This is a genomic window from Commensalibacter sp. ESL0382, from assembly GCF_009725775.1.
GTDB lineage: Bacteria > Pseudomonadota > Alphaproteobacteria > Acetobacterales > Acetobacteraceae > Commensalibacter > Commensalibacter melissae.
On record NZ_WNII01000011.1, the window covers coordinates 409,017 to 429,734 of the forward strand.

Sequence of the window (20,718 nt, forward strand, 5' to 3'; positions counted from 1 at the left end):
TGATAAAATTTAACTTTTCATCAATATTGCAACCGTAAGCGATTGAACTATATAGAATAAGCAACTATCTGATAACCTTATAATTTATAACAATTATAAGGTCATTTTATAGAAGCATTATGAATTATCCCTGACTAGGAGCCATTTTATGACTCAAATTTTCAGCAATTCCTGTATTCTATTTCGTATGCTTAAAAACAGAATTAAAATTAGTTATTTTTGTTTTGGTTTTCTCGGTTTACTCACCCCTTCTGTTAACATATACGCTGTCCCGAACGACATTGCGCTTGAAGCTACACAAGAGGAAAACAAGGAAGATACAGGTTCCAAAATTTTACAGGAACAAAGATATACGGGTTCCTTGTTGGCACCATCCGGGGCATTGGTCAATGCCGGGACTTTTGTTGTCGAACCGTATTTGCAAAACACAATAAGCCGTGGTGCCTATCAGGCAAATGGAAAAACCAAGAATTCCAAACATAGAACTGACAATACCCTGAATTATACATTAGTTAAATATGCAGCAACCGATCGCCTGTCAGTTCAGATTGTGCCCCAGATCCGGTATACCTGGAACGGTCACACAACAGCTAGTACAGTTCATTTCTCGGATTTACCTTTTGAGATTCAATATCGTTGGATTGATCAAGAAGATGCCCATTACCAACCTAGCCTAACTACTGTCCTTGGCATGATCTTTCCAACAGGCAATTATAACAATCTTGGTCGTCATTTGGACGGTGCAGGAACAGGCAATTATACGCTGAGATTTGGATTGCAGTCCCAAGCCGCATATCAGATATTTGATAAAGCCATTCGAGTTCGTGTTTGGGGTATGGGCAGGGAACCTCTGAATTCCGTTAATCTCCGCAATATTAGCAGTTACGGCACTGATACTGGATTTCGTGGAAATGCAAGATCAAAACTTTTTGGCAATACAGGTTTTTCCCTGGAGTATGGTCTGGACAAAAAATGGTTAATGGCTTTTGACCTTGTTTATGATTGGGCAAAGGGCACTCGAATAAAAGGGAGTTACCTTGATAAACCCAATTCCTATCAACATAAAGTAAATGGTGCCTCCCATAACATTCAGGTTGCACCAGCAATCGAATACAACCCCTCCACCCGCATAGGTATTATTGTTGGAACGGCTTTAACCGTGGATGGGCATAATGCAAATAATTTTGTTCAGCCTCAAATGGCGGTGAACTTTGTTTTCTAGTTCCATCAATTCAGAAATACCAAACGCGATAATCGTTGATCTTGTATAACAACAATCGCGTTTTGACGAAACTTTCTCGCCAATACGATCGCCTTGCTGGGATCCATGGTAACCATAAATAATGGCTCTGAAAAATTTCTTAAAGTTCCTGTCCCTTTTCTGTAATCATAGCCTGACAAATACAAGGAAAGTTTTTGCATCATGCGCTTGTTCCATCCCTTGGCCTTTATTCTTCCTCCCGGGTTACAGGCACTCATCATAACCAGTTTCTTACTTTTATAGCGTTTGGGTAAATTTAAAGGATAGTGCCCTATTCTGATTTTAACAGTTCCAGCCTGATATATACTTTTAATATAGTTAGATCTAATTTTATTTGTCGCAGGTAATATTCCAGTCATTGTTATATCTTTTTATAAGATTGATCTTCACCAAATGTTGAATTTTTATGAACTTGTACAGATAATAAAAGACCAAATCCAAACATTACCGTCAGCAGGGCTGACCCTCCATAGGATACCATTGGTAACGGCACACCCCCCACGGGTATGGCACCCATAACCATTGAAAGATTAACTGCACAATAAAAAAAGAAATTCATCGTGATCCCCAATGCAAGCAAGCGACCAAACTGATTACGTGACCGCATGGCGATAACCATGCCCCCCACAATAATTAACAGTAATAACCCTATAACACAGATTCCCCCCACAAAACCCCATTCCTCTGCAATCATCGTAAAGATGAAATCAGTTTGTTTTTCTGGTAAAAAATTCAATTGCCCCTGTGTACCATGCAAATATCCCTGTCCCCACATTCCACCAGATCCCAATGCTATTTTTGACTGGATGATATTATATCCCGCTCCTAATGGATCATTTTCAGGGTGCATAAAAGTGGTAATCCTCGCTTTCTGATAATCATGCAAATGATTATAAACTAACTTTATGACAAACGGGATCGGTGTTAGTAACAAAAGAATCAAATACCAGCGCATACCTGCCGCAAAAAAAATAACAGCCCCTATACAACCTATAATAACCGCTGTGCCCAAGTTCGGTTCTTTTAATACAAGAACAACAGGTAATAATACAAGAATTGCAGGAATAATCAGGCGTAATGGATTTGCCATCTGTTTCCAGCTAATTTTGTAAAACCAGCTGGACAATAAAAGAACCAAGGCAATTTTCATTAATTCAGAAGGTTGCAAGGCAATACCGCCAATTATAATCCAGCGCTCTGCTCCTTTACCCACATGCCCCATATGCAATACTGCAACCAATAACATTACAGCCAGTCCATAAAGAGGCCAAGCCAGTTTTACCAATATTTGCGGAGGAGTTAACGCCAACCCTATCATGATTATAAAACCCACGCAAAATTTAACAAATTGTGAATGAGCATAAGGATGGGAAGATCCTCCCCCAGCGGAATATTGGGCAAAATAACCAACCATTGCAAGAAGGCAGATCATTCCAACAAACAACCAGTTAACTCGCCAAAGCTTGCCCAGAATTCTAAAATTTGGTTCTGCTCTTAATAAACGTTTCTCAAAAACCATTATGTCTATACTTCATTCAACTTCAGATGGTTTTGAATCACCTGTTTCCGTTCTTGTATTTTTAGACTGATCTTTTTCCCAATTTTTTGCAGGATCACACTTTAATGTTGCAACCATCATCTCACGTGCCAAAGGCGCCGCAACAGAAGCCGCAGCATTACCATGTTCAACAATTAAAGAAATCGCATATTGTGGATCATCATAAGGGGCAAAACAAATAAACAACGCATGAGGACGATATTTCCATGGCAAATTAGCAGAATTGAAATGGCCACTTTCTCTCAATGCACGGGAAACACTCTTTACCTGTGCCGTACCCGTTTTTCCAGCCAATAACATACCATGATAATCCATTTTTGCTTTTGCACCCGAACCTTTGTTTTCATTGACTACAGCATACATTCCAAATCTGATCATTTTTAGAAAATCAGGCTTGATATCCAGTTTTTGCCAATAGTTTGGATCTGCTTGCGGAACCAAAATATTATTGCGCTTCCTAATAAGATGCGGATCAATTTTTTTACCCGTGGCAATTCTCGCCACATAAGTGGCAAGCTGCAATGGGGTTACATGAACAAATCCCTGTCCAATACCGCTGACGATTGTATCACCTACATTCCAGTGATGTCCTCGGGACTCACGCCATTTAGGAGTGGGAATTAACCCGGAACGCACATGAGTCAACTCAATCGGCAACTCCACTCCCAAACCGAGCTTATCACATGTGGCATGAATTGCTTCCATTCCCGTCCTGCGGGCAACCTCGTAAAAATATACATCACAAGAATATTTTAGGGCACCATGCAAATCAAGTGACCCATGTCCATATTTATTCCAGCAATGAAATCGGCTTCCCCCATAATCATAATAACCCGGGCAATGAATACGCGTATTTTCCGTAATCGTTGAAGCTTCAAGCGCAGCCAGGGCAACAGCAGGTTTAAAGGTTGAACCGGGAGGATAAGAACCTGCCACTGCCTTGTTTGTTAAGGGACTCCTTTCATCTTGAATCCAGGTCTTCCATTGTGCATGACTGACACCACTGTCAAATAAGGAAGGATCAAAAGATGGATTACTGACCATTGCCATCACTTCCCCATTCCGACAATCTAAAACAACTGCGCTGGCGGATTGGTCCGCGACGATTGAGGAAATTTCCTTTTGCAATTCAACATCAATGGTCAAGGCCACATCCTGGCCCTGGATACTATCAACATGGCCTAATTCTGTAATGATATGTCCCACGGAATCTACTTCAACCTGAACCTCACCGGCCTTTCCACATAGATCATTTTCCTGAGTCTGCTCGATCCCGGACCGACCCACTCGCATACCTGGCAAAGCCAAAATGGTATTCTGTGCAATGTCTTTATCATTTGGGGGCGCTACATAACCGACAATATGAGCCAACAAACCTTCCAATGGATAAAGTCTTTTAGTACCCACATCAATGACAATACCTGGTAGGGAAGGCGAATTCACCTCGATAATCGTCATTTCGTCACGAGACAGAAAATCTTTCAACATAATGGGTATAAAACGACGTTGATGATCCAAATTCCATTGTATACGGGCGTAATCATGCTCATCCAAGGAAATTAAATCAGCAAACCGTTCTATCACATCAGAAACATTGTCTGTTTCTTCAGGTATAAGCATGGCCCTCCAATTTATCTTGTTATTGGCAAGAATGGCCCCGAAACGATCAAGAATACGTCCACGAGGTGGAGACAATAACCTTTTGCTTATAAGGTTTTTCTTGGCCATTTTTATATATCGATCGCCATTTACAACCTGCAATTTATAAAGACGATTAGCCAATAAAGACAAGATCCCTGTTTGAGCCGCTAGAATCAAAATTGCCCGCCGCGTAAATACACGTCGCGAATTCGTATCTGACAATACATTTCTGATACGATAGGGTAATCTTTTCTTCATTTTACAAGTTGTTCTACACCTGTTCGGGATCAGCTATGGTACGATGGGCCCAGGTAAACATGATTGATAAGAGCGGATAAAATCCTATAGCAAAAACCATCTCAAATATAAAGTATGAAACTGAAACCAGCTTTAAACTTAACAAAGAAATCAACAGCCATTGTATAAAAAAAACACTCAATGCAATTATTGAAAAAATTAACCAGACTATTAAAAAATTATATCTTGCCAAACGAAAACGCTGCGTGATTGCCATTCCATAAACAATAAGTAAAATGAAAATCACAACACCAGGTGAGGAAAAGTTTAGGAGATCAATAAGAAACCCCAGAAAAAAAACACCAATTGCTGGCATGGAAGTTGGACGATAAATTGACCAAAAATAAACCGATGATATCACAATAGCCAATAAAAGTTCATTACGGCCAGGAATATTCAAGGGAACTGAAAAGATTAAAATTACAAACAGATTAAATCCCAAAGGAACCATCCAACGAATGACAGCATCAATTTTTTGACACCTCGTTAAAGAAGGACGTATCCCTGGATGTCTTTTATGTGTTTTACTTTCAGATGATTTTTCTTTTTTAATCATTCCTAATCATGGCCTAGTAATTCAGGATTGGCGACGGGCCTGGTTTTCATCTTCTTTTTAGCCAGATTTACACGTCCCGGTGCATCAGGTGGAATGATATCATAATTTTTAAAATCAAAAATTCGAACAATTCTCAGACTTTCCAATGAAGTGTAAGGCACAACAACGGGATGTCCAGGTTCAAGATAATGCACGAAACCAACAGGGATTCCAGTCGGAAAAGCATTTCCTTTATTGTCAGTCAAAACTTTCTCCCCTTCAGTTGGAGGTTTATCTTCCGGGTAAAAAATCAATTTGGGATAAAGACTGTTATCACCAGCCATAATCGCCTGTACATGTGAACTCATTAAATTAACAGGAATTCGACTGGCAAGATCATTGATTAAGAGTATCCTGGCAGAACGATCACCAATTTCTGTCACTCTACCTATCAAACCGAAACCACTCAAGGCAATTTCACCGGCGTGCACGCCATGCCCCGGTTGTAGCATCACCAAAACTGCCTTATGATAAATTCCGCTTCCATCTGCGGCAACATGTGCGGTAATATAGGATATTGTCGGATCGGGTATCCAATGCAATTGATTTTTCAATTCAACATTTTCCTCTGCCAATCCTATTGCAACATGATACCATCCCTTAAGTTGCGCATTTTCCTCTTCAAGTTTCTTTTTTTCCTGAGAAATATTTTTAACTGTATTAACATTCAGAAAAAAACCATGAACAATATCAAACGGTTTCTCCACCAAAACATAGGCAGGCAAAAGAAAATCAATAACTTTTAACCGTATATCTTCTATTAATTTGGGTTTTGCCTGGCCAAGCAACATGATTAAACTCGCCATTACAAATAAGAATGGTAAGATTAATTTTGCCAACGCTTGCTTGATTTGAATGGATATAGGAATCATTATCGTAATATTTTTACGTTATTTTTCATTTTAAACCAGCTACTTAATATATAAGATGAGCAATATACCAAACTGTATATTGCTTATTAATATTAACGCTATTTTTTATATTTTCTCAATTGTGTTGACGTAACAACTAATACATAGTTGTTAAAACATTCCTAAGCTTTTTCATTTCCTCCAATGCACGTCCTGTTCCCAAAGCCACACAGTCCAATGGATTTTCTGCAACAATAATAGGTAACCCTGTCGCCTGTCGCAAAACATCATCCAATCGAAGCAATTGACTGCCCCCACCTGTCAACATAATCCCTTTATCAACAATATCAGCAGCCAGTTCTGGAGGGGTATTCTCTAAAGCAACGGATACTGCCTCGACAATTTGGGAAACCGGTTCAGCCAAACTATCGGCGATTTGCTCCTGGGAAACCAAAACTTCCCTTGGCACTCCATTCATCAAATCTCGACCTTTTACTTCACGCCAAGGACCGCCGTCCTCCTTGGAGGAATCGGGAATAGCGGCTCCCAGTTCCATTTTCAATTTTTCCGCTGAACTCTCCCCAATTAAAAGATTATGATTACGACGTATATAGGCAATGATGGCATCATCCATTCGGTCACCACCAACTCGAACGGAACGCGCATAAACAATTCCCCCCAGGGAAATTACTGCAACCTCGGTCGTACCTCCTCCAATATCAACAATCATGCTGCCAGAGGGTTCCGTAACTGGCAAACCGGCCCCAATTGCAGCAGCCATAGGTTCTTCAATCAGCTGAACCCTTCGAGCACCTGCACTTTCTGCGCTTTCCTGGATAGCCCGCCTTTCAACGGCCGTTGATCCCGATGGAACACAAATTACGATTTGCGGGCTGGCAAACATACGACGATTATGCACTTTATGTATGAAATGCTTAATCATCTCCTCCGCAACTTCAAAATCCGCAATGACACCATCCCGCATTGGCCGTATAGCAGTTATATTACCAGGCGTTCTTCCCACCATATTTTTGGCCTCTTCCCCAACGGCCAAAACCTGCTTTTTCCCACGAACATCAGCAATGGCAACAACTGATGGTTCATTCAATACTATTCCACGACCTTTGACATAGACTAGTGTATTAGCCGTTCCAAGATCAATTGCCATGTCTGCAGACATAAAACCAAACAGACGAGAAAACATCCAAAACTCCCGACAACAAACTTATAATTCTAACAAAAATTTGTCTTAAATTTCTATCATCACAATTTGTATAGAAATTACCAACCCCTACTTTTCACAGTATTTCCTTTCGACTTACTCATTTACAACCAATGGAGCAAGCGTTAACTGGCAAATGCTATTTAGCCTTATATATTATTTTTACCTTAAAGTATCGTTCACTAAAAAAAAATGTAAAAAAATCATTTCCTACAATGTAATTACCTATTTTGACTACTATTTTTCTCATTTAAATAAAAATTCATTTTAAAAATAAAAACGAATCGAAAATATAATTATTTAAACCCCCTTAGCATATTATTTATGTTTCACTGTTTATACGTTTTATTCTGACTTTTTTATGTCTTTTTAAAAATTAATTTTAATAATCAAAAATCAAATTTTCATAAAAATGACAAAAAAAATATTTTATATAAATAAATAACAAGGAGAATTTATAAATGTTTAGAGTTAGCAAACAAACTTTTTTGGGGTTTTCAACCGTTATATTATCTGTTTCTTTTTTAACTGCCTGTGATAATGGCTATAGTGCTGGTGGAAGGGCAGGAACTGGTGCACTTATTGGTGGTGGAACCGGAGCAGCCATCGGGGCCCTTGCAGGAGGGGGAAGAGGAGCCGCTATTGGAGCTTTATCTGGTGGAGCGTTAGGGGCAGGTGTTGGCGCTTTGACAACACCTAATCGTCCAGGACCCAATTATAATAATCAGTACTATCAAAACCAACAATATCGTCAGCAACCAGTTAATAATTACAATTCATCCCGTCGTTAATCAAAAACGGCGTCAAAACGCCGTTCCATTTTTAAGCAACGTTTTCTGGTTTCTGTCGCTGACGCTTTGTTAACAATTTATTTAAAGCATGGACATAGGCCTTAACAGCAGAAACCACTGTATCAACATCTGTTCCTTGACCATCAACTGTTTTGCCATTTTCTTCCAACCTTACAGTTGTTTTTGCCTGTGCATCCGTTCCCTGCGTAACAGCCCCGATCGAAAATAGGGATAATGTTGCTTCAGGATGAGGGAAAATTTTCCTAATCGCATTGAAAGCTGCGTCAACCGACCCGCTATTTCCCGTAAATTCAATTTTTTTATTTTGTTTGTCAACTTCAAGAGTCAATAAAACCTCAGAAGCTCTTATCCCACTTTTAATTGACATATCAATAAACCGGATAAATTCATGATCTCTGACTTCATCATCAACCAAAGCCGAAATATCATCATCATAAACCGTCTTCTTTTGATCAGCCAACGTCTTGAATCGCTGAAACGCCTCGTTTAATTTCTCATCAGAAAATTCATTATATCCCAATGATTTTAATTTGTCCCTAAAAGCAGCTCGACCCGAATGTTTGCCCAAAACAAAAGAGGAACGGTTCCAGCCTACACTTTCAGGTGTCATGATCTCGTAGGTTTCTGCATTTTTCAACATTCCATCTTGATGGATACCACTTTCATGTGCAAATGCGTTTCTACCTACAATTGCCTTATTCGGTTGCACATCAAACCCGGTAATCGTTGATAAAGTCCGCGAGGCATTTAATAATTTCTTTGAAATTATCCGGTTATCATAAGGAAATTCATCGTGACGTGTCCGTAAAATCATTGTTATTTCTTCCAGGGCAGCATTCCCGGCCCGTTCACCAATTCCATTGATCGTACACTCAACTTGCCTTGCTCCACCTTGCAGTGATGCGATAGTATTAGCCACCCCTAGTCCCAAATCATTATGGTTATGACAAGAAAAAATGACCTGATCAGCACCTGGAACCCGTTCCAACAAATCTTTAAATATACGACGCATATCTTCAGGAGTTGAATAACCAACCGTATCAGGAATGTTAATTGTTGTCGCTCCATTTTTAATGGCCACTTCAACACAGCGACATAAAAAGTCTGGGTCTGTGCGTGATCCATCCTCCGCTGACCATTGAACGTCATCTGTAAATTGTCTGGCCTTTTTATTTCCATCGGCAATAATTTCCAAAACGGTTTCAGGTTCCATACGCAATTTATATTTCATATGCAGTGGAGAAGTCGAAATGAAATTATGAATACGTTTACGCTTGGCCGGTTTTAAAGCTTCCCCCGCCTTTTCAATATCATTTTTACCACCTGAACGTGCCAAGCTACAAATAACTGAATCTTTGATTAGCTCAGCAATTCTGTAAACGCTTTCAAAATCTCCTGTTGACGCTACGGGAAATCCTGCCTCGATTACATCAACTCCTAATTCAGTCAATATTCTAGCCATTCTCAGTTTTTCATCCAAATTCATTGAAAAACCAGGGGACTGTTCACCATCACGTAACGTTGTATCAAAAAAAATAACTCTATTTTTGTCAATTTTTCCAAATGATGGATGATTTATATTCATATCCGATGAACCTTCATAATCGTTTACAGGCATATTCTGGACGCAACTCACGCCCTCAGTTTGCCTATGAAAAAATAAATTTTTAAAGGAAATTACAAAAAAAAACCCCTAAATAAGATAACCTATTTTACAAGGTTATCTTACCTAGGGGCTGCTAAGTTGAAAGATCAAACAAAACACAGATATCCGTTCTCTATTTTTAAAATAGAAAAAATTTTTTTCCATAAGAGAGAATACCATAAATTTCATGCTGATATGACATCACTTTTCCCCAAAAAAAGCAAGTCCTATTTTTTAGCCCGTTAAATGTGTTACACTTCCGCCAATTGTAAAATACCGATCAACAGCATTTTTCATGGACATGGCTATTAACTGTCTATATGAAAACTGACGTAAAGCGGCCTCATCTTTACGATTAGACATAAACCCCATTTCAACAAGAATTGATGGAATGTTTACCGATTTTAAAACCACAAAAGCGGCATGTCTTTTGGGATTAGGCAATAAACCAACACGGGAATTAAACGATAAGACAACATTTTGCGCCATTGCGGCAGATTCTTTTTTTGTTTCCATTTTAACCAGACTGGCCAATATCTTTTCCACCGCTGGAGAAGTTACATGAATATTGGGGCCACCATAACGATCAGCTTGATTTTCAACTGAAGCCAATGCAGCAGATTGTGCATCAGATGCATGATTGGATAAAGTATAGACACTTGCACCTCGCACAGATGAATTCCGCAAGGCATCCGCATGCATCGATATGAAAAGGTTCGCCCCTTTTTTCTGGGCAAAATCTACACGTCCATTCAAGGGAATAAAATGATCTGAGCTTCTTGTCAGATAAACTTGATATCGTCCGGAGCGTCTCAACTGATTGGCAAGTTCCACAGCCGTAGCGTATGCAACATGTTTTTCATAGGTTCCAGAATATCCTATGGCTCCAGGATCCTTTCCACCATGACCAGGATCCAGCACAATTAATGGTAAAGCAGGTCTGGCTTTGCCAATGATAGCTGGCGTCTTGGTTTTACCTTTGAATGTCCTCACCTTGGAAGTGGATTTAACTTGATTACGACCTTTTCCAGTTGTTCCAATTCTTTTTTGCCTTTTTTGTTTCATGGCAAATGAAAAGGAAGGAAACAAAACTCCTATTGACATTAATAACGTATTTCGTCTGGAAAAATTTAAAGCCATTTCAATCTATATTACCTTATCAAAATGTATATTAATAATGTTAATTCATGTCTAAAAATCTGTATACCCAAAATAGGATTCAGCGTATAATTCGACATTATTGCAATAATTTTACATTTTTTTTGATCAAAAGCCATAAATCACGTTTTTAGCAACAAAAAACCTTTGCTTTCATAGCGCGTTTTGAGATATTAAAATAATTGTAGGTCTTTATTTTTAATAACAAATCAATAACCTAATAAAGTCCTATAAATTATTGTTTATTTTTGATAGCGAAAATATGTCCATTTAATATTTACGAAAATTTAATGAAAGCAATCTAGAATTTAAAATTATTTTAAATCTTATAACAATTCAGAAATAAACAAAAAATGATCGAAATTCCTAATTAAAAATGCTTCATGGTTACATTTCCCTTAAGACGATAATTAAAAACATGTTTCCAACAAAAAGCATTTCTTCAAAAAACTATGGATTGTGACTACAATCACCGGAGTATTAGTAAAACATGAACAAAAAAATGCTGATTGATGCCAGCTATAAAGAAGAAACACGCGTCGTGATCCTTGATGGCAATTACATCGAGGGATATGATATTGAAAATTCCGCAAAGAAACAAATAAAAGGTAATATCTACCTAGCCAAAGTAATCAGAATTGAACCCAGTCTACAGGCTGCTTTTGTTGATTATGGTGGAAATCGCCATGGTTTTTTAGCTTTTAATGAAATTCACCCTGATTATTATCAAATTCCCGTTGCAGACCGAAAAAAACTGCTGGAAATCCAAGAATTAAATAAAATGGAGGAAGAACCAAATCCGGATCAAGAATTAGATCCAGATCAGCCTTCCTATTATGAAGACATGGTTCATTCCCATAATAGCATAATCAAGAACTATAAAATTCAGGAAGTTATTCATAAAAGACAAATTATCCTCGTTCAAGTGGTAAAAGAAGAACGTGGAAATAAAGGCGCGGCTTTAACAACCTATCTATCTTTGGCAGGACGCTATTGTGTTTTAATGCCAAATTCCTTACGGAATGGCGGAATTTCTAGAAAAATCACTTCACCATCTGAAAGAAAACGGTTGAAGGATATTATCACTGAACTGAATATCCCATCACATATGGGAATGATTATCCGTACTGCAGGAGCCCAATGCCCAAAAGCAGATACACTAAAAGATGGGGAATATCTGCTTCACTTATGGGATGAAATACGCAATCTAACCATGAAGTCGATTGCGCCAGCTCTTATTTATGAAGATTCCAACTTATTGAAATTGACATTACGTGATAATTATACACAAGATATTAATGAAATTTTGATAGATGGCGAGGATGCTTGGTCTCAAGCGAGAGATTATATGCGCGCATTGATGCCGCAAAATGTACATAAGCTTCATCTGTGGAGAGATCAAAAACAATCTCTTTTTTCTTATTACAAGGTTGAAAATTTGATTGATCAAATGCTTTCCCCGATTGTCCAACTAAAATCGGGGGGATATTTAGTCATTAATCAAACAGAGGCTTTGGTGGCTATTGATGTAAATTCAGGCCGTTCAATCAAGGAGAAAGATCTTGAAGAAACTGCATTGAGAACCAATCAGGAAGCCGCCAATGAAATTGCACGCCAGTTAAGGTTGAGAGATCTGGCTGGATTAATCGTTATCGATTTCATTGATATGGAAAACAAGAAGCATAATTATATTGTTGAACGTCGTTTGAAATCTCTACTTCACAAAGACCGTGCACGAATTCAGATCGGTTCCATCTCCTCCTTTGGCTTACTGGAAATGACCCGTCAAAGGTTACGTCCCTCTATTGCTGAATTTGCCTTCACTCCATGTTCCGCTTGTAATGGAACAGGTATTATTCGAAGTGACGCCAATATTTCTTTACAAATCATCAGACAGATTGATGAAGAAGCTCGTAAAATCAAACCAGGAATTTTAACCGTTTCCATTTCATCCGGTGAAATTGCCTTGAATATTCTCAACCAAAAACGCAGATGGCTGGCGGATATTGAAAAGAAATATAAAATCAAGATTGAATTTACAATTGATTCAACCCTGTCCTCTCATAATGTCCGTTTTTCAAGCAAGACTGATTCCTCACTTGATATGGATCCTGATGATGAAATACTTCAATCTACACCAAATGTAGTTCAGGAGAATCTTTTTGTCAGGGAAATACCAATCCAATCCTATCTTGAATATCAGACAAATTCAAAAACAGATTATAGACAAGATGAGATAGAGGATAAAGTTATTGATCTAAAACCTGAATCAAAAGCATTACGTCAAAATTCTGTCTCCATAGAGCTTAAACAAGACGATACAAATCTCGATTCTTATTCGGAACAATATAAGGAAAACAAAAAAACATACAGTAACTCCAGGGATAAAAGACAATCCCATCATTCCCGTCGTAACCGTTATAAAAAAGGACAAGGTAAGGCTCAAAAAAATAATGACTTTACTCCCATTCTTGAGGCTAAACCTATACCAGAACCTGTCATCAATGAAAAACCTGAAGAAATAACTGTGACTCCAACCTTTGTTTCAATTGAAATTGATGCCGACAAAAGCCAGAATCAGCATGAAGAAACTGAATCTTTGATAAATCAAGTTATTGATAATTCTGACGCTGTAAATAAAGAGGATGAAACTTCAGATAATCTGGAAATAAAAGAGGAAAAACCCGCTCCAAAACGTCGACGGTCTACTAAAACCACCAAATCCACAGGCACCACCAAAACGACACGTAAAAGAGCATCAAGCAAAAAAGAGTCAAAAGAAAACGAAACCGAGGAAAAATCAGATAATAAAGAGGAAAAGGAAACGAAGACCAAAAAAACTACCAGAGCACGTAAAACAACTACAGCCAAAAAAACAACGGTTCGAAAACCCAAAAAAACCAAGGAAGCTGATGAAAATAACGAACAACCCTTAATTCAGCCCATTGTCATAGATGACACACCGACCAAAACGCCACGTTCCGGCTGGTGGAAACGGTAATTTTCGTTTTTTTATAAAGGCTTAAAAGAATTACTTTTAAGCCTTTATTATTATGCCAAAACAAAAATTCATTCAAACTTTTTGTAAATGTATATATAATATACATATTCGAAACAATAAAAGTTATCAACATATTATGCAACTTTCCCGATATACAGATTATGCGTTAAGAACCCTGATCTATTTACATGTTCATCATGATCGACTTTGTTCTATCCATGAAATTGCGACTTGTTATTCGATTTCACAAAACCATCTAATGAAAATTGTCCATAGATTGGGTAAACAAGGGTTTATCAAAACATTGCGTGGAAGAAATGGAGGATTAACTTTAAACAAAGATGCTGGCAGTATCAAACTTGGGGACATTATTCGCAACACAGAGGAAGATGAAACCTATGTCAAATGCGATCAATGCCTTATTCAATGCACTTGCAACCTACCTGCATTTTTAATCGAGGCAATGAATAATTTTTATAAAACACTCAATCAATATTCTTTAAACGATCTTTTTAAAAATCCAAAACAACTTGAAGCAATTTTGAAATATATTGAACTAGTCTGAAAACCTAAAGCTCAAAATACTCACTTTTTTTATCATATTAATCAACAGAATTATATGATGTCCTTTTATAATTTTTTAAAAACGTGTAAAGCAATTGATTAATCACTTTATAATCAAAAAATTAATTATTTTAATTTAAACAGGATATATCAATGCATCGCTACCGCACTCATAATTGTGCCGCTCTAAGATCCCAGGATGTTGGATCAACTGTCAAGCTTTCTGGATGGATACATAGTAAAAGAGATCATGGGGGTTTACTTTTTATCGATTTGCGCGACCATTTTGGTATTACCCAGATTGTTATTCCCACCAATTCACCTTTGCTGAACACTGCGGAAAGATTAAGAGTGGAAAGCGTTATTTGCATTACAGGTAAGGTTGTCGCTCGTGAAGGAGAAACCGTTAATCCAAAATTGCCAACAGGACAAATTGAAATTCAGGCTGAAAATCTTGAAATTATTTCCGAAGCTGACGTATTGCCTTTTCAAGTGACTGGCAACGAAAACTATCCGGAAGATTTACGTTTAAAATATCGTTATATCGATCTGCGTCGAGAACGAGTTCATCGCAATCTGATGTTAAGGTCAAACATTATTGCAAGCCTTCGCCATAGAATGATTGAACAGGGTTTCACTGAATTTCAAACTCCTATCCTGACAGCTTCTTCACCTGAAGGTGCCAGGGATTTTCTGGTTCCTGCCCGTCTACATCCTGGAAAATTTTATGCATTGCCACAGGCACCGCAACAATTCAAACAACTTGCAATGGTGGCTGGTTTTGACCGCTATTTCCAAATAGCCCCCTGTTTCCGTGACGAGGCTGCACGTGCGGATCGTTCTCCGGGAGAATTTTATCAACTTGATTTTGAAATGTCTTTTGTCACTCAAGAAGATGTTTTTGAAACGCTGGAACCTGTTATGGAGGGCATTTTCAAGGAATTTGCACCCACACATACTGTAAGTTCAGCACCCTTTAAACGTATTCCCTATAAACAAGCCATGAAAGAATATGGCAGTGATAAACCAGATTTAAGAAACCCCTTAAAACTTGTTGATGTTTCCGAAGCGTTCAAAAATTCTAGTTTTGGTCTCTTTGCAAAAATTGTTGAGGCAGGAGGAGAAGTTCGTGCTGTTCCCGCTCCTGGTGCAGGATCATTTCCCCGCTCTTTTTTCGATAAGTTGAATAAATGGGCCAGAGAAGAAAAAGCGGGTGGTTTGGGATACATCATCTTTGAAGACAATGGGGCAAAAGGACCAATTGCCAAAAATTTGGATGAAAAACGTTGTGAAATGATCCGCCAGGCCTGTCATTTAAAAAGTGGCGATGCTGTTTTCTTTGTAGCTGGACAGGGCCCTGATATGGTTAAATTTTCCGGTTCTGTTCGAACAAAAATTGCAACAGAACTTGATCTAATTGAGAAAAATGCCTTCCGTTTCTGTTGGATTGTTGATTTCCCTATGTATGAAATCAATGAAGAAACCGGATTGATTGATTTCTCTCACAATCCCTTCTCCATGCCTCAGGGTGGACTTGAAGCACTGATAAACAAGAATCCTTTGGAAATTAATGCATATCAATATGATATCGTCTGCAATGGTATTGAACTTTCTTCAGGTGCAATTCGAAATCATCGACCTGACATCATGATCAAAGCCTTTGAAATTGCCGGATATCCAAAGGAAGAAGTCGAAAAGCGTTTTGGTGGTATGCTAAACGCATTCCGTTATGGAGCTCCGCCTCATGGAGGTGCCGCACCTGGTATTGATCGCATGGTCATGCTTCTGATGGATGAACCCAATATTCGTGAGGTCATTCTATTCCCATTAAATCAACAAGGTGAGGATTTAATGATGGAAGCGCCTGCCCCGATTTCTGCAGAACGATTAAAAGAATTGTCCTTGGCAATCAGTGTACCAAAAGTGGCAGTAAAAAAATCTAATGAAACTGTTGAAAAAGATAAAAAATAAATGACAATTTCAGCCACTCCAATATATTTTATAGAGTGGCTAGAAACAATTAAATTGTTGAAAATCTCGAAATGATACTTTATTGAAAAATTTCAGACGTTCTAAATTTAGGTATCAATAATGAAATTTATCTATAACAAAATTACATAAGTAACATTATCGTGATCAATTCTTTATAATACTCAACCTTTAAAAACTCAAATCGCGAAATATAATAACAATTATCTATCTTTAAAGATAATTAAAATTCCTTTATACCTCCTATTTCAGGATTAAATATTACATAACTTTTATTATTACAAAATCAATCTACAAATTTTAATATGGGAAAATGGCATTGCAAGAAAAAAAATCTCAAGAAAAAACAGCCCTTTCATATTCCGATGGGCAATTAGCACACACCCTCCAACGCCGCCATATTATCATGATCTCTATCGGTGGTATTATTGGGGCCGGCCTTTTTGTAGGTGCCTCTGCCTCAATTAAGCAAACGGGACCTGCTGTTCTTTTGTCCTATGTCATTACTGGATTTCTCATTTTTTTTGTTATGCGAATGCTTGGCGAATTGGTTATTGAAAAACCAGAGGCAGGTTCCTTTCTCAATCATATCCGCCGTGGACTTGGCGATCATGTTACATTTATATTAGGATGGGGGTATTGGCTTTTCTGGATTTCTGCCATTGCTGCCGAGGCCATAGCCGGTGGAATTATTTTACTACATTACATGCATATTCCCGAACAATACACATTTCTGGCAACCATGGTTCTGGGACCTTTATTGGTTATTATCATGATGATAACCAATCTATTTTCTGTCAAAGGATATGGTGAATTTGAATTCTGGTTTGCCCTGCTTAAAATCCTAGCCATTACGGCCTTTATTATTCTTGGCGGTATAGCAATAAGCCATTTGGGTGGATATTACACAACAAAAATTAATAATATATGGCATTTCCAAAGCTTTTTTCCAAAAGGCATTCTTGCCGTTTTCACAATCATTCCAACCATTCTATTTACAGTTACTGGATCCGAAGTGGCTACCATAGCGGCAGCTGAATCCGATAAACCTGCAGAGAATGTCGCTTATGCCAGTAAAACAATTATTTTCCGAGTTATCACCTTTTACGTTATTTCAATTGGAATTATTGTCTCTATCCTGCCCTGGAATTACGTAATCCCGGGGATATCACCTTTTCTAATGGTTTTGCAAAAGCTTGAAATTCCATATGCCTCGGATATTATGGCAATGACCATCCTGATTGCTATTCTCTCTTGCTTAAACTCATCTATTTACGCAACCTCCCGTACACTCTTTGAACTCGCAGAATTTAATGATGCACCCAGATGGCTAATTCATACCAATAAAAATGGAGTTCCCAAAAGAGCAATTATTACCGCCTCCATCATCGGTATAATAATTTCGATTTTCTCGGTAATTTCGCCAAAAGTTTTTTTCACTTATATTTTAAGCTGCGCTGGATCCATTATCCTGTTTGTCTATATTGCAATAGGTTTATCTGAAATCGTAATTCGCTCAAAATTGGAACGAACCAAACAAAAACTAACATTTAAGATGTGGTTTTTCCCTTATCTATCCTGGTTTACAATCATGTCGTTTGCCATGGTGATTCTTTCCATGTTTTTTAATCATGACAGTCGAAATCAAATTACACTCAGCTGCCTTACCTTAATTTTGATAAGTATCTGTCGAATCATTATGTGTCGATACAATAAAATCAAATCTGTGGTTTAAAATTCATCAATTTGCTCATATTTATAATTCTGATAATGTTTTTTAATTTATAGTTACAGGGTTTGATATGGGTGAAATTATTTTAGATCTCAAGGAATTGCGATGCCCCTTACCTATTTTGAAGGCTAATCGGGTTTTACAAACTCTTGAACCTGGGGATTGTTTACGTGTCTTGGCGACAGATCGTCATACAATCAAGGATTTTCATGAATTCTGTCGTAAAACTGGTCATTCACTGATTGCTTTTTCAGAACAAGGAAATAATTTATCTTTTCTGATTAAAAAAAAGTAAAATTGCACAAAACAATTTTTAAATCTATAAATTGGTTTCTTTTTTCAAAAGAGGTATAAAGAAATAATATTTATCAGATATAAACTTGTTGGAAGCTCAACATGACAGATGATCTCTCTTCCCTTTCATTTGAGGATGCATTGAATGAATTGGAAAAAATCGTTCATAATTTGGAAACTGGACAACAAAAACTTGAAGAAGCCATCGTATCTTATGAACGCGGTGCCTTACTTCGACGTTATTGTGAAAAAAAATTAAATGAAGCCGAGGCTCGGGTAAAAATGATTGTCGAAAAAGATAACCAAAGCCTTGATACTGAAACTATTGAATAAATTTAGGGTTAATTACCATGACTTCTGTTGAAGCACAAAATCAGTCTCTTAATCAATCGCTTTCATCACGTGCCCAAAGCCTTGAAACAACACTTGATAAATTCCTTCCCAGAATGAAGGGGGGCGAGGCAAATCTGATTGAGGCAATGCGCTACGCTGTACTTGGGGGAGGAAAAAGATTAAGGGGTTATCTTGTTACAGAAGTCGCCTCTCTCTTCAATATCCCAATGAAAAGCGCGCTTTATGTGGGCGCTTCTGTTGAAATGCTTCATGCCTATTCATTAATTCATGATGATTTACCGGCAATGGATGATGATGATCTGCGTCGGGGGAAACCCTCCACCCATATAAAATTCGGTGAGGCGATTGCCATTCTTGCCGGTGATGCTTTACAAACCAAAGCCTTCGAAATTTTAACGTGGGAAGATGTAAGCGAAAACCCGAATATTCGTATTGAACTGCTTAAGTCCCTTGCTGAAGCAAGTGGATCCAATGGTATGGTCGGTGGACAAGTTATTGATATGGAAGGTGAAAATCGTCATCTGACCCTTCCTGAGGTAATCAACTTGCATGCCATGAAAACAGGCCGCCTAATTTGTTATTCCGCTGAAGCTGGAGCCATTTTAGGCCAGGCAAATGCCGACTTGCGCAATCATATCATCAGCTATGGTCGAGATTTGGGAACAGCTTTCCAGATCGCTGATGACATTCTTGATGCCACGGCAAGTGCAGAGGAACTTGGTAAAACAGCCGGTAAGGATAATGCCTCTGGAAAATCAACATTCGTTTCTTTGCTTGGAATTGAAGATGCAAAAAAGGAAGCAAACAGACTTATCAGTAAAGCTATCCGTCATTTAGAACCTTTCGGATCCGCCGCCGATAATTTACGCGCTTTGGCAAATTATGTTATTACCAGAAGAAATTGATTTACAATAAACAAATACCCATTCAATAATGGCTAACACTAAAAAACGCGTCGATATACTTCTCTTTGAAAGAGGCATGGTTGAAAGTCGTACAAAAGCGCAGGCCTTGATTATGGCGGGGCTGGTTTTTACGAAAGATCGTCGAATTCAAAAGGCAGGGGATATCGTATCTGAAACCATTGAACTTATCATTAAAAATCAAGAACATCCTTGGGTATCGCGTGGTGGTCTAAAACTGGATCATGGATTGAAATCTTTCAATTTATCCCCCAGGGGATTAAATTGCCTTGATATCGGGGCCTCCACAGGAGGGTTTACCGATGTTTTATTAACGAATGAAGCGAATAAGGTATACGCAGTCGATGTTGGGCACGGACAATTGGCATGGAAAATACGTCAGAATACACGAGTGATCGTGAAAGAAAAATGTAATGCCCGCTATCTTACATCGGAAATAATTCCGGATCCCGTTCAAGTCATCGTCTGTGATGCAAGCTTTATTAGTCTAAAAACAATTTTACCTGCCGCATTATCCCTGTGTCAAACTGGCGGATGGGCAATGGCGTTGATCAAACCACAATTTGAAGCTGGACGCGAACATATTGGATCAAAAGGGGTTGTCCGCGATCCTGAGATTCATACAAAAATTTGCCAGGACATTAATAATTGGTGGCAAAATCTGCCCAACTGGCAAGTATTGGGAATTGAGACTAGTCCCATTACCGGTCCTGAAGGCAATAAGGAATTTCTAATAGCCGCACGTAAAGAATCCCCGTAAATCATAAAACAACTTTTCCCTTATATTATTTAAAGTTAATTTTTTGAATCAAAGTGTTTAT

General features: G+C 38.2%; 18 protein-coding genes. 10 read left to right on the top strand and 8 right to left on the bottom strand.

The features are described from left to right. Positions 1 to 148 precede the first annotated feature (148 nt). On the top strand, positions 149 to 1,222 hold the full coding sequence (locus GM552_RS06080) for a hypothetical protein (protein WP_155565697.1): 1,074 nt from the start codon (positions 149 to 151) through the stop codon (positions 1,220 to 1,222). 5 nt (positions 1,223 to 1,227) lie between these two features. On the opposite strand, the gene GM552_RS06085 is transcribed toward GM552_RS06080, so the two are convergent. The 6 genes from GM552_RS06085 to GM552_RS06110 form a co-directional block, all read right to left on the bottom strand. Then, on the bottom strand, positions 1,228 to 1,620 hold the full coding sequence (locus tag GM552_RS06085) for a DUF3293 domain-containing protein (protein WP_155565698.1): 393 nt from the start codon (positions 1,618 to 1,620) through the stop codon (positions 1,228 to 1,230). Between the two features lie 2 nt (positions 1,621 to 1,622). Beyond that, on the bottom strand, positions 1,623 to 2,780 hold the full coding sequence (gene rodA / locus GM552_RS06090; RefSeq protein WP_155565699.1) for a rod shape-determining protein RodA: 1,158 nt from the start codon (positions 2,778 to 2,780) through the stop codon (positions 1,623 to 1,625). 12 nt (positions 2,781 to 2,792) lie between these two features. Continuing rightward, a complete protein-coding gene (gene mrdA, locus GM552_RS06095) occupies positions 2,793 to 4,718 on the bottom strand; it encodes a penicillin-binding protein 2 (protein WP_122123821.1) in 1,926 nt (641 codons plus the stop codon). A gap of 13 nt (positions 4,719 to 4,731) precedes the next feature. Then, a complete protein-coding gene (locus tag GM552_RS06100) occupies positions 4,732 to 5,313 on the bottom strand; it encodes a hypothetical protein (protein WP_230882768.1) in 582 nt (193 codons plus the stop codon). A gap of 2 nt (positions 5,314 to 5,315) precedes the next feature. Then, the gene (gene mreC / locus GM552_RS06105; RefSeq protein ID WP_155565700.1) at positions 5,316 to 6,224 is read right to left on the bottom strand and encodes a rod shape-determining protein MreC; all 909 of its coding nucleotides are present in this window, start codon (positions 6,222 to 6,224) and stop codon (positions 5,316 to 5,318) included. 136 nt (positions 6,225 to 6,360) lie between these two features. Beyond that, entirely contained in the window at positions 6,361 to 7,407 is a 1,047-nt protein-coding gene (locus GM552_RS06110; protein WP_110438296.1) for a rod shape-determining protein, read from the bottom strand. A 479-nt stretch (positions 7,408 to 7,886) separates the two neighbouring features. On the opposite strand from GM552_RS06110, the gene GM552_RS06115 reads away from it, so the two are divergent. Further along, the gene (locus tag GM552_RS06115; RefSeq protein WP_196424861.1) at positions 7,887 to 8,216 is read left to right on the top strand and encodes a hypothetical protein; all 330 of its coding nucleotides are present in this window, start codon (positions 7,887 to 7,889) and stop codon (positions 8,214 to 8,216) included. 31 nt (positions 8,217 to 8,247) lie between these two features. Here GM552_RS06115 and GM552_RS06120 read toward each other — a convergent pair whose 3' ends face one another. Together GM552_RS06120 and GM552_RS06125 are read right to left on the bottom strand one after the other, a co-directional pair. After that, entirely contained in the window at positions 8,248 to 9,822 is a 1,575-nt protein-coding gene (locus GM552_RS06120; protein ID WP_155565701.1) for a 2-isopropylmalate synthase, read from the bottom strand. A gap of 294 nt (positions 9,823 to 10,116) precedes the next feature. Next, positions 10,117 to 11,022, bottom strand: a complete 906-nt coding sequence (locus tag GM552_RS06125; protein WP_155565702.1) for an N-acetylmuramoyl-L-alanine amidase — start codon at positions 11,020 to 11,022, stop codon at positions 10,117 to 10,119. Between the two features lie 508 nt (positions 11,023 to 11,530). On the opposite strand from GM552_RS06125, the gene GM552_RS06130 reads away from it, so the two are divergent. The 8 genes from GM552_RS06130 to GM552_RS06165 all read left to right on the top strand — a co-directional run bounded on the left by GM552_RS06130 (position 11,531) and on the right by GM552_RS06165 (position 20,657). Continuing rightward, a complete protein-coding gene (locus tag GM552_RS06130; protein WP_155565703.1) occupies positions 11,531 to 14,041 on the top strand; it encodes a ribonuclease E/G in 2,511 nt (836 codons plus the stop codon). A 136-nt stretch (positions 14,042 to 14,177) separates the two neighbouring features. Next, complete coding sequence (locus GM552_RS06135; protein WP_110438610.1) at positions 14,178 to 14,606, top strand: Rrf2 family transcriptional regulator; 429 nt, start codon at positions 14,178 to 14,180, stop codon at positions 14,604 to 14,606. 152 nt (positions 14,607 to 14,758) lie between these two features. Further along, a complete protein-coding gene (gene aspS, locus GM552_RS06140; RefSeq protein WP_155565704.1) occupies positions 14,759 to 16,576 on the top strand; it encodes an aspartate--tRNA ligase in 1,818 nt (605 codons plus the stop codon). Positions 16,577 to 16,907: 331 nt separating this feature from the next. Further along, positions 16,908 to 18,329 carry an amino acid permease gene (locus GM552_RS06145; protein WP_155565705.1) on the top strand — a complete coding sequence of 474 codons (1,422 nt, stop codon included), beginning with the start codon at positions 16,908 to 16,910 and terminating at the stop codon, positions 18,327 to 18,329. A 67-nt stretch (positions 18,330 to 18,396) separates the two neighbouring features. Continuing rightward, the gene (locus GM552_RS06150; RefSeq protein ID WP_155565706.1) at positions 18,397 to 18,621 is read left to right on the top strand and encodes a sulfurtransferase TusA family protein; all 225 of its coding nucleotides are present in this window, start codon (positions 18,397 to 18,399) and stop codon (positions 18,619 to 18,621) included. Positions 18,622 to 18,722: 101 nt separating this feature from the next. Further along, complete coding sequence (locus GM552_RS06155) at positions 18,723 to 18,953, top strand: exodeoxyribonuclease VII small subunit (RefSeq protein ID WP_110438302.1); 231 nt, start codon at positions 18,723 to 18,725, stop codon at positions 18,951 to 18,953. A gap of 17 nt (positions 18,954 to 18,970) precedes the next feature. Then, entirely contained in the window at positions 18,971 to 19,879 is a 909-nt protein-coding gene (locus GM552_RS06160; RefSeq protein ID WP_155565707.1) for a polyprenyl synthetase family protein, read from the top strand. Between the two features lie 28 nt (positions 19,880 to 19,907). Further along, a complete protein-coding gene (locus GM552_RS06165) occupies positions 19,908 to 20,657 on the top strand; it encodes a TlyA family RNA methyltransferase (RefSeq protein ID WP_155565708.1) in 750 nt (249 codons plus the stop codon). The last annotated feature ends 61 nt before the right edge of the window (positions 20,658 to 20,718 follow it).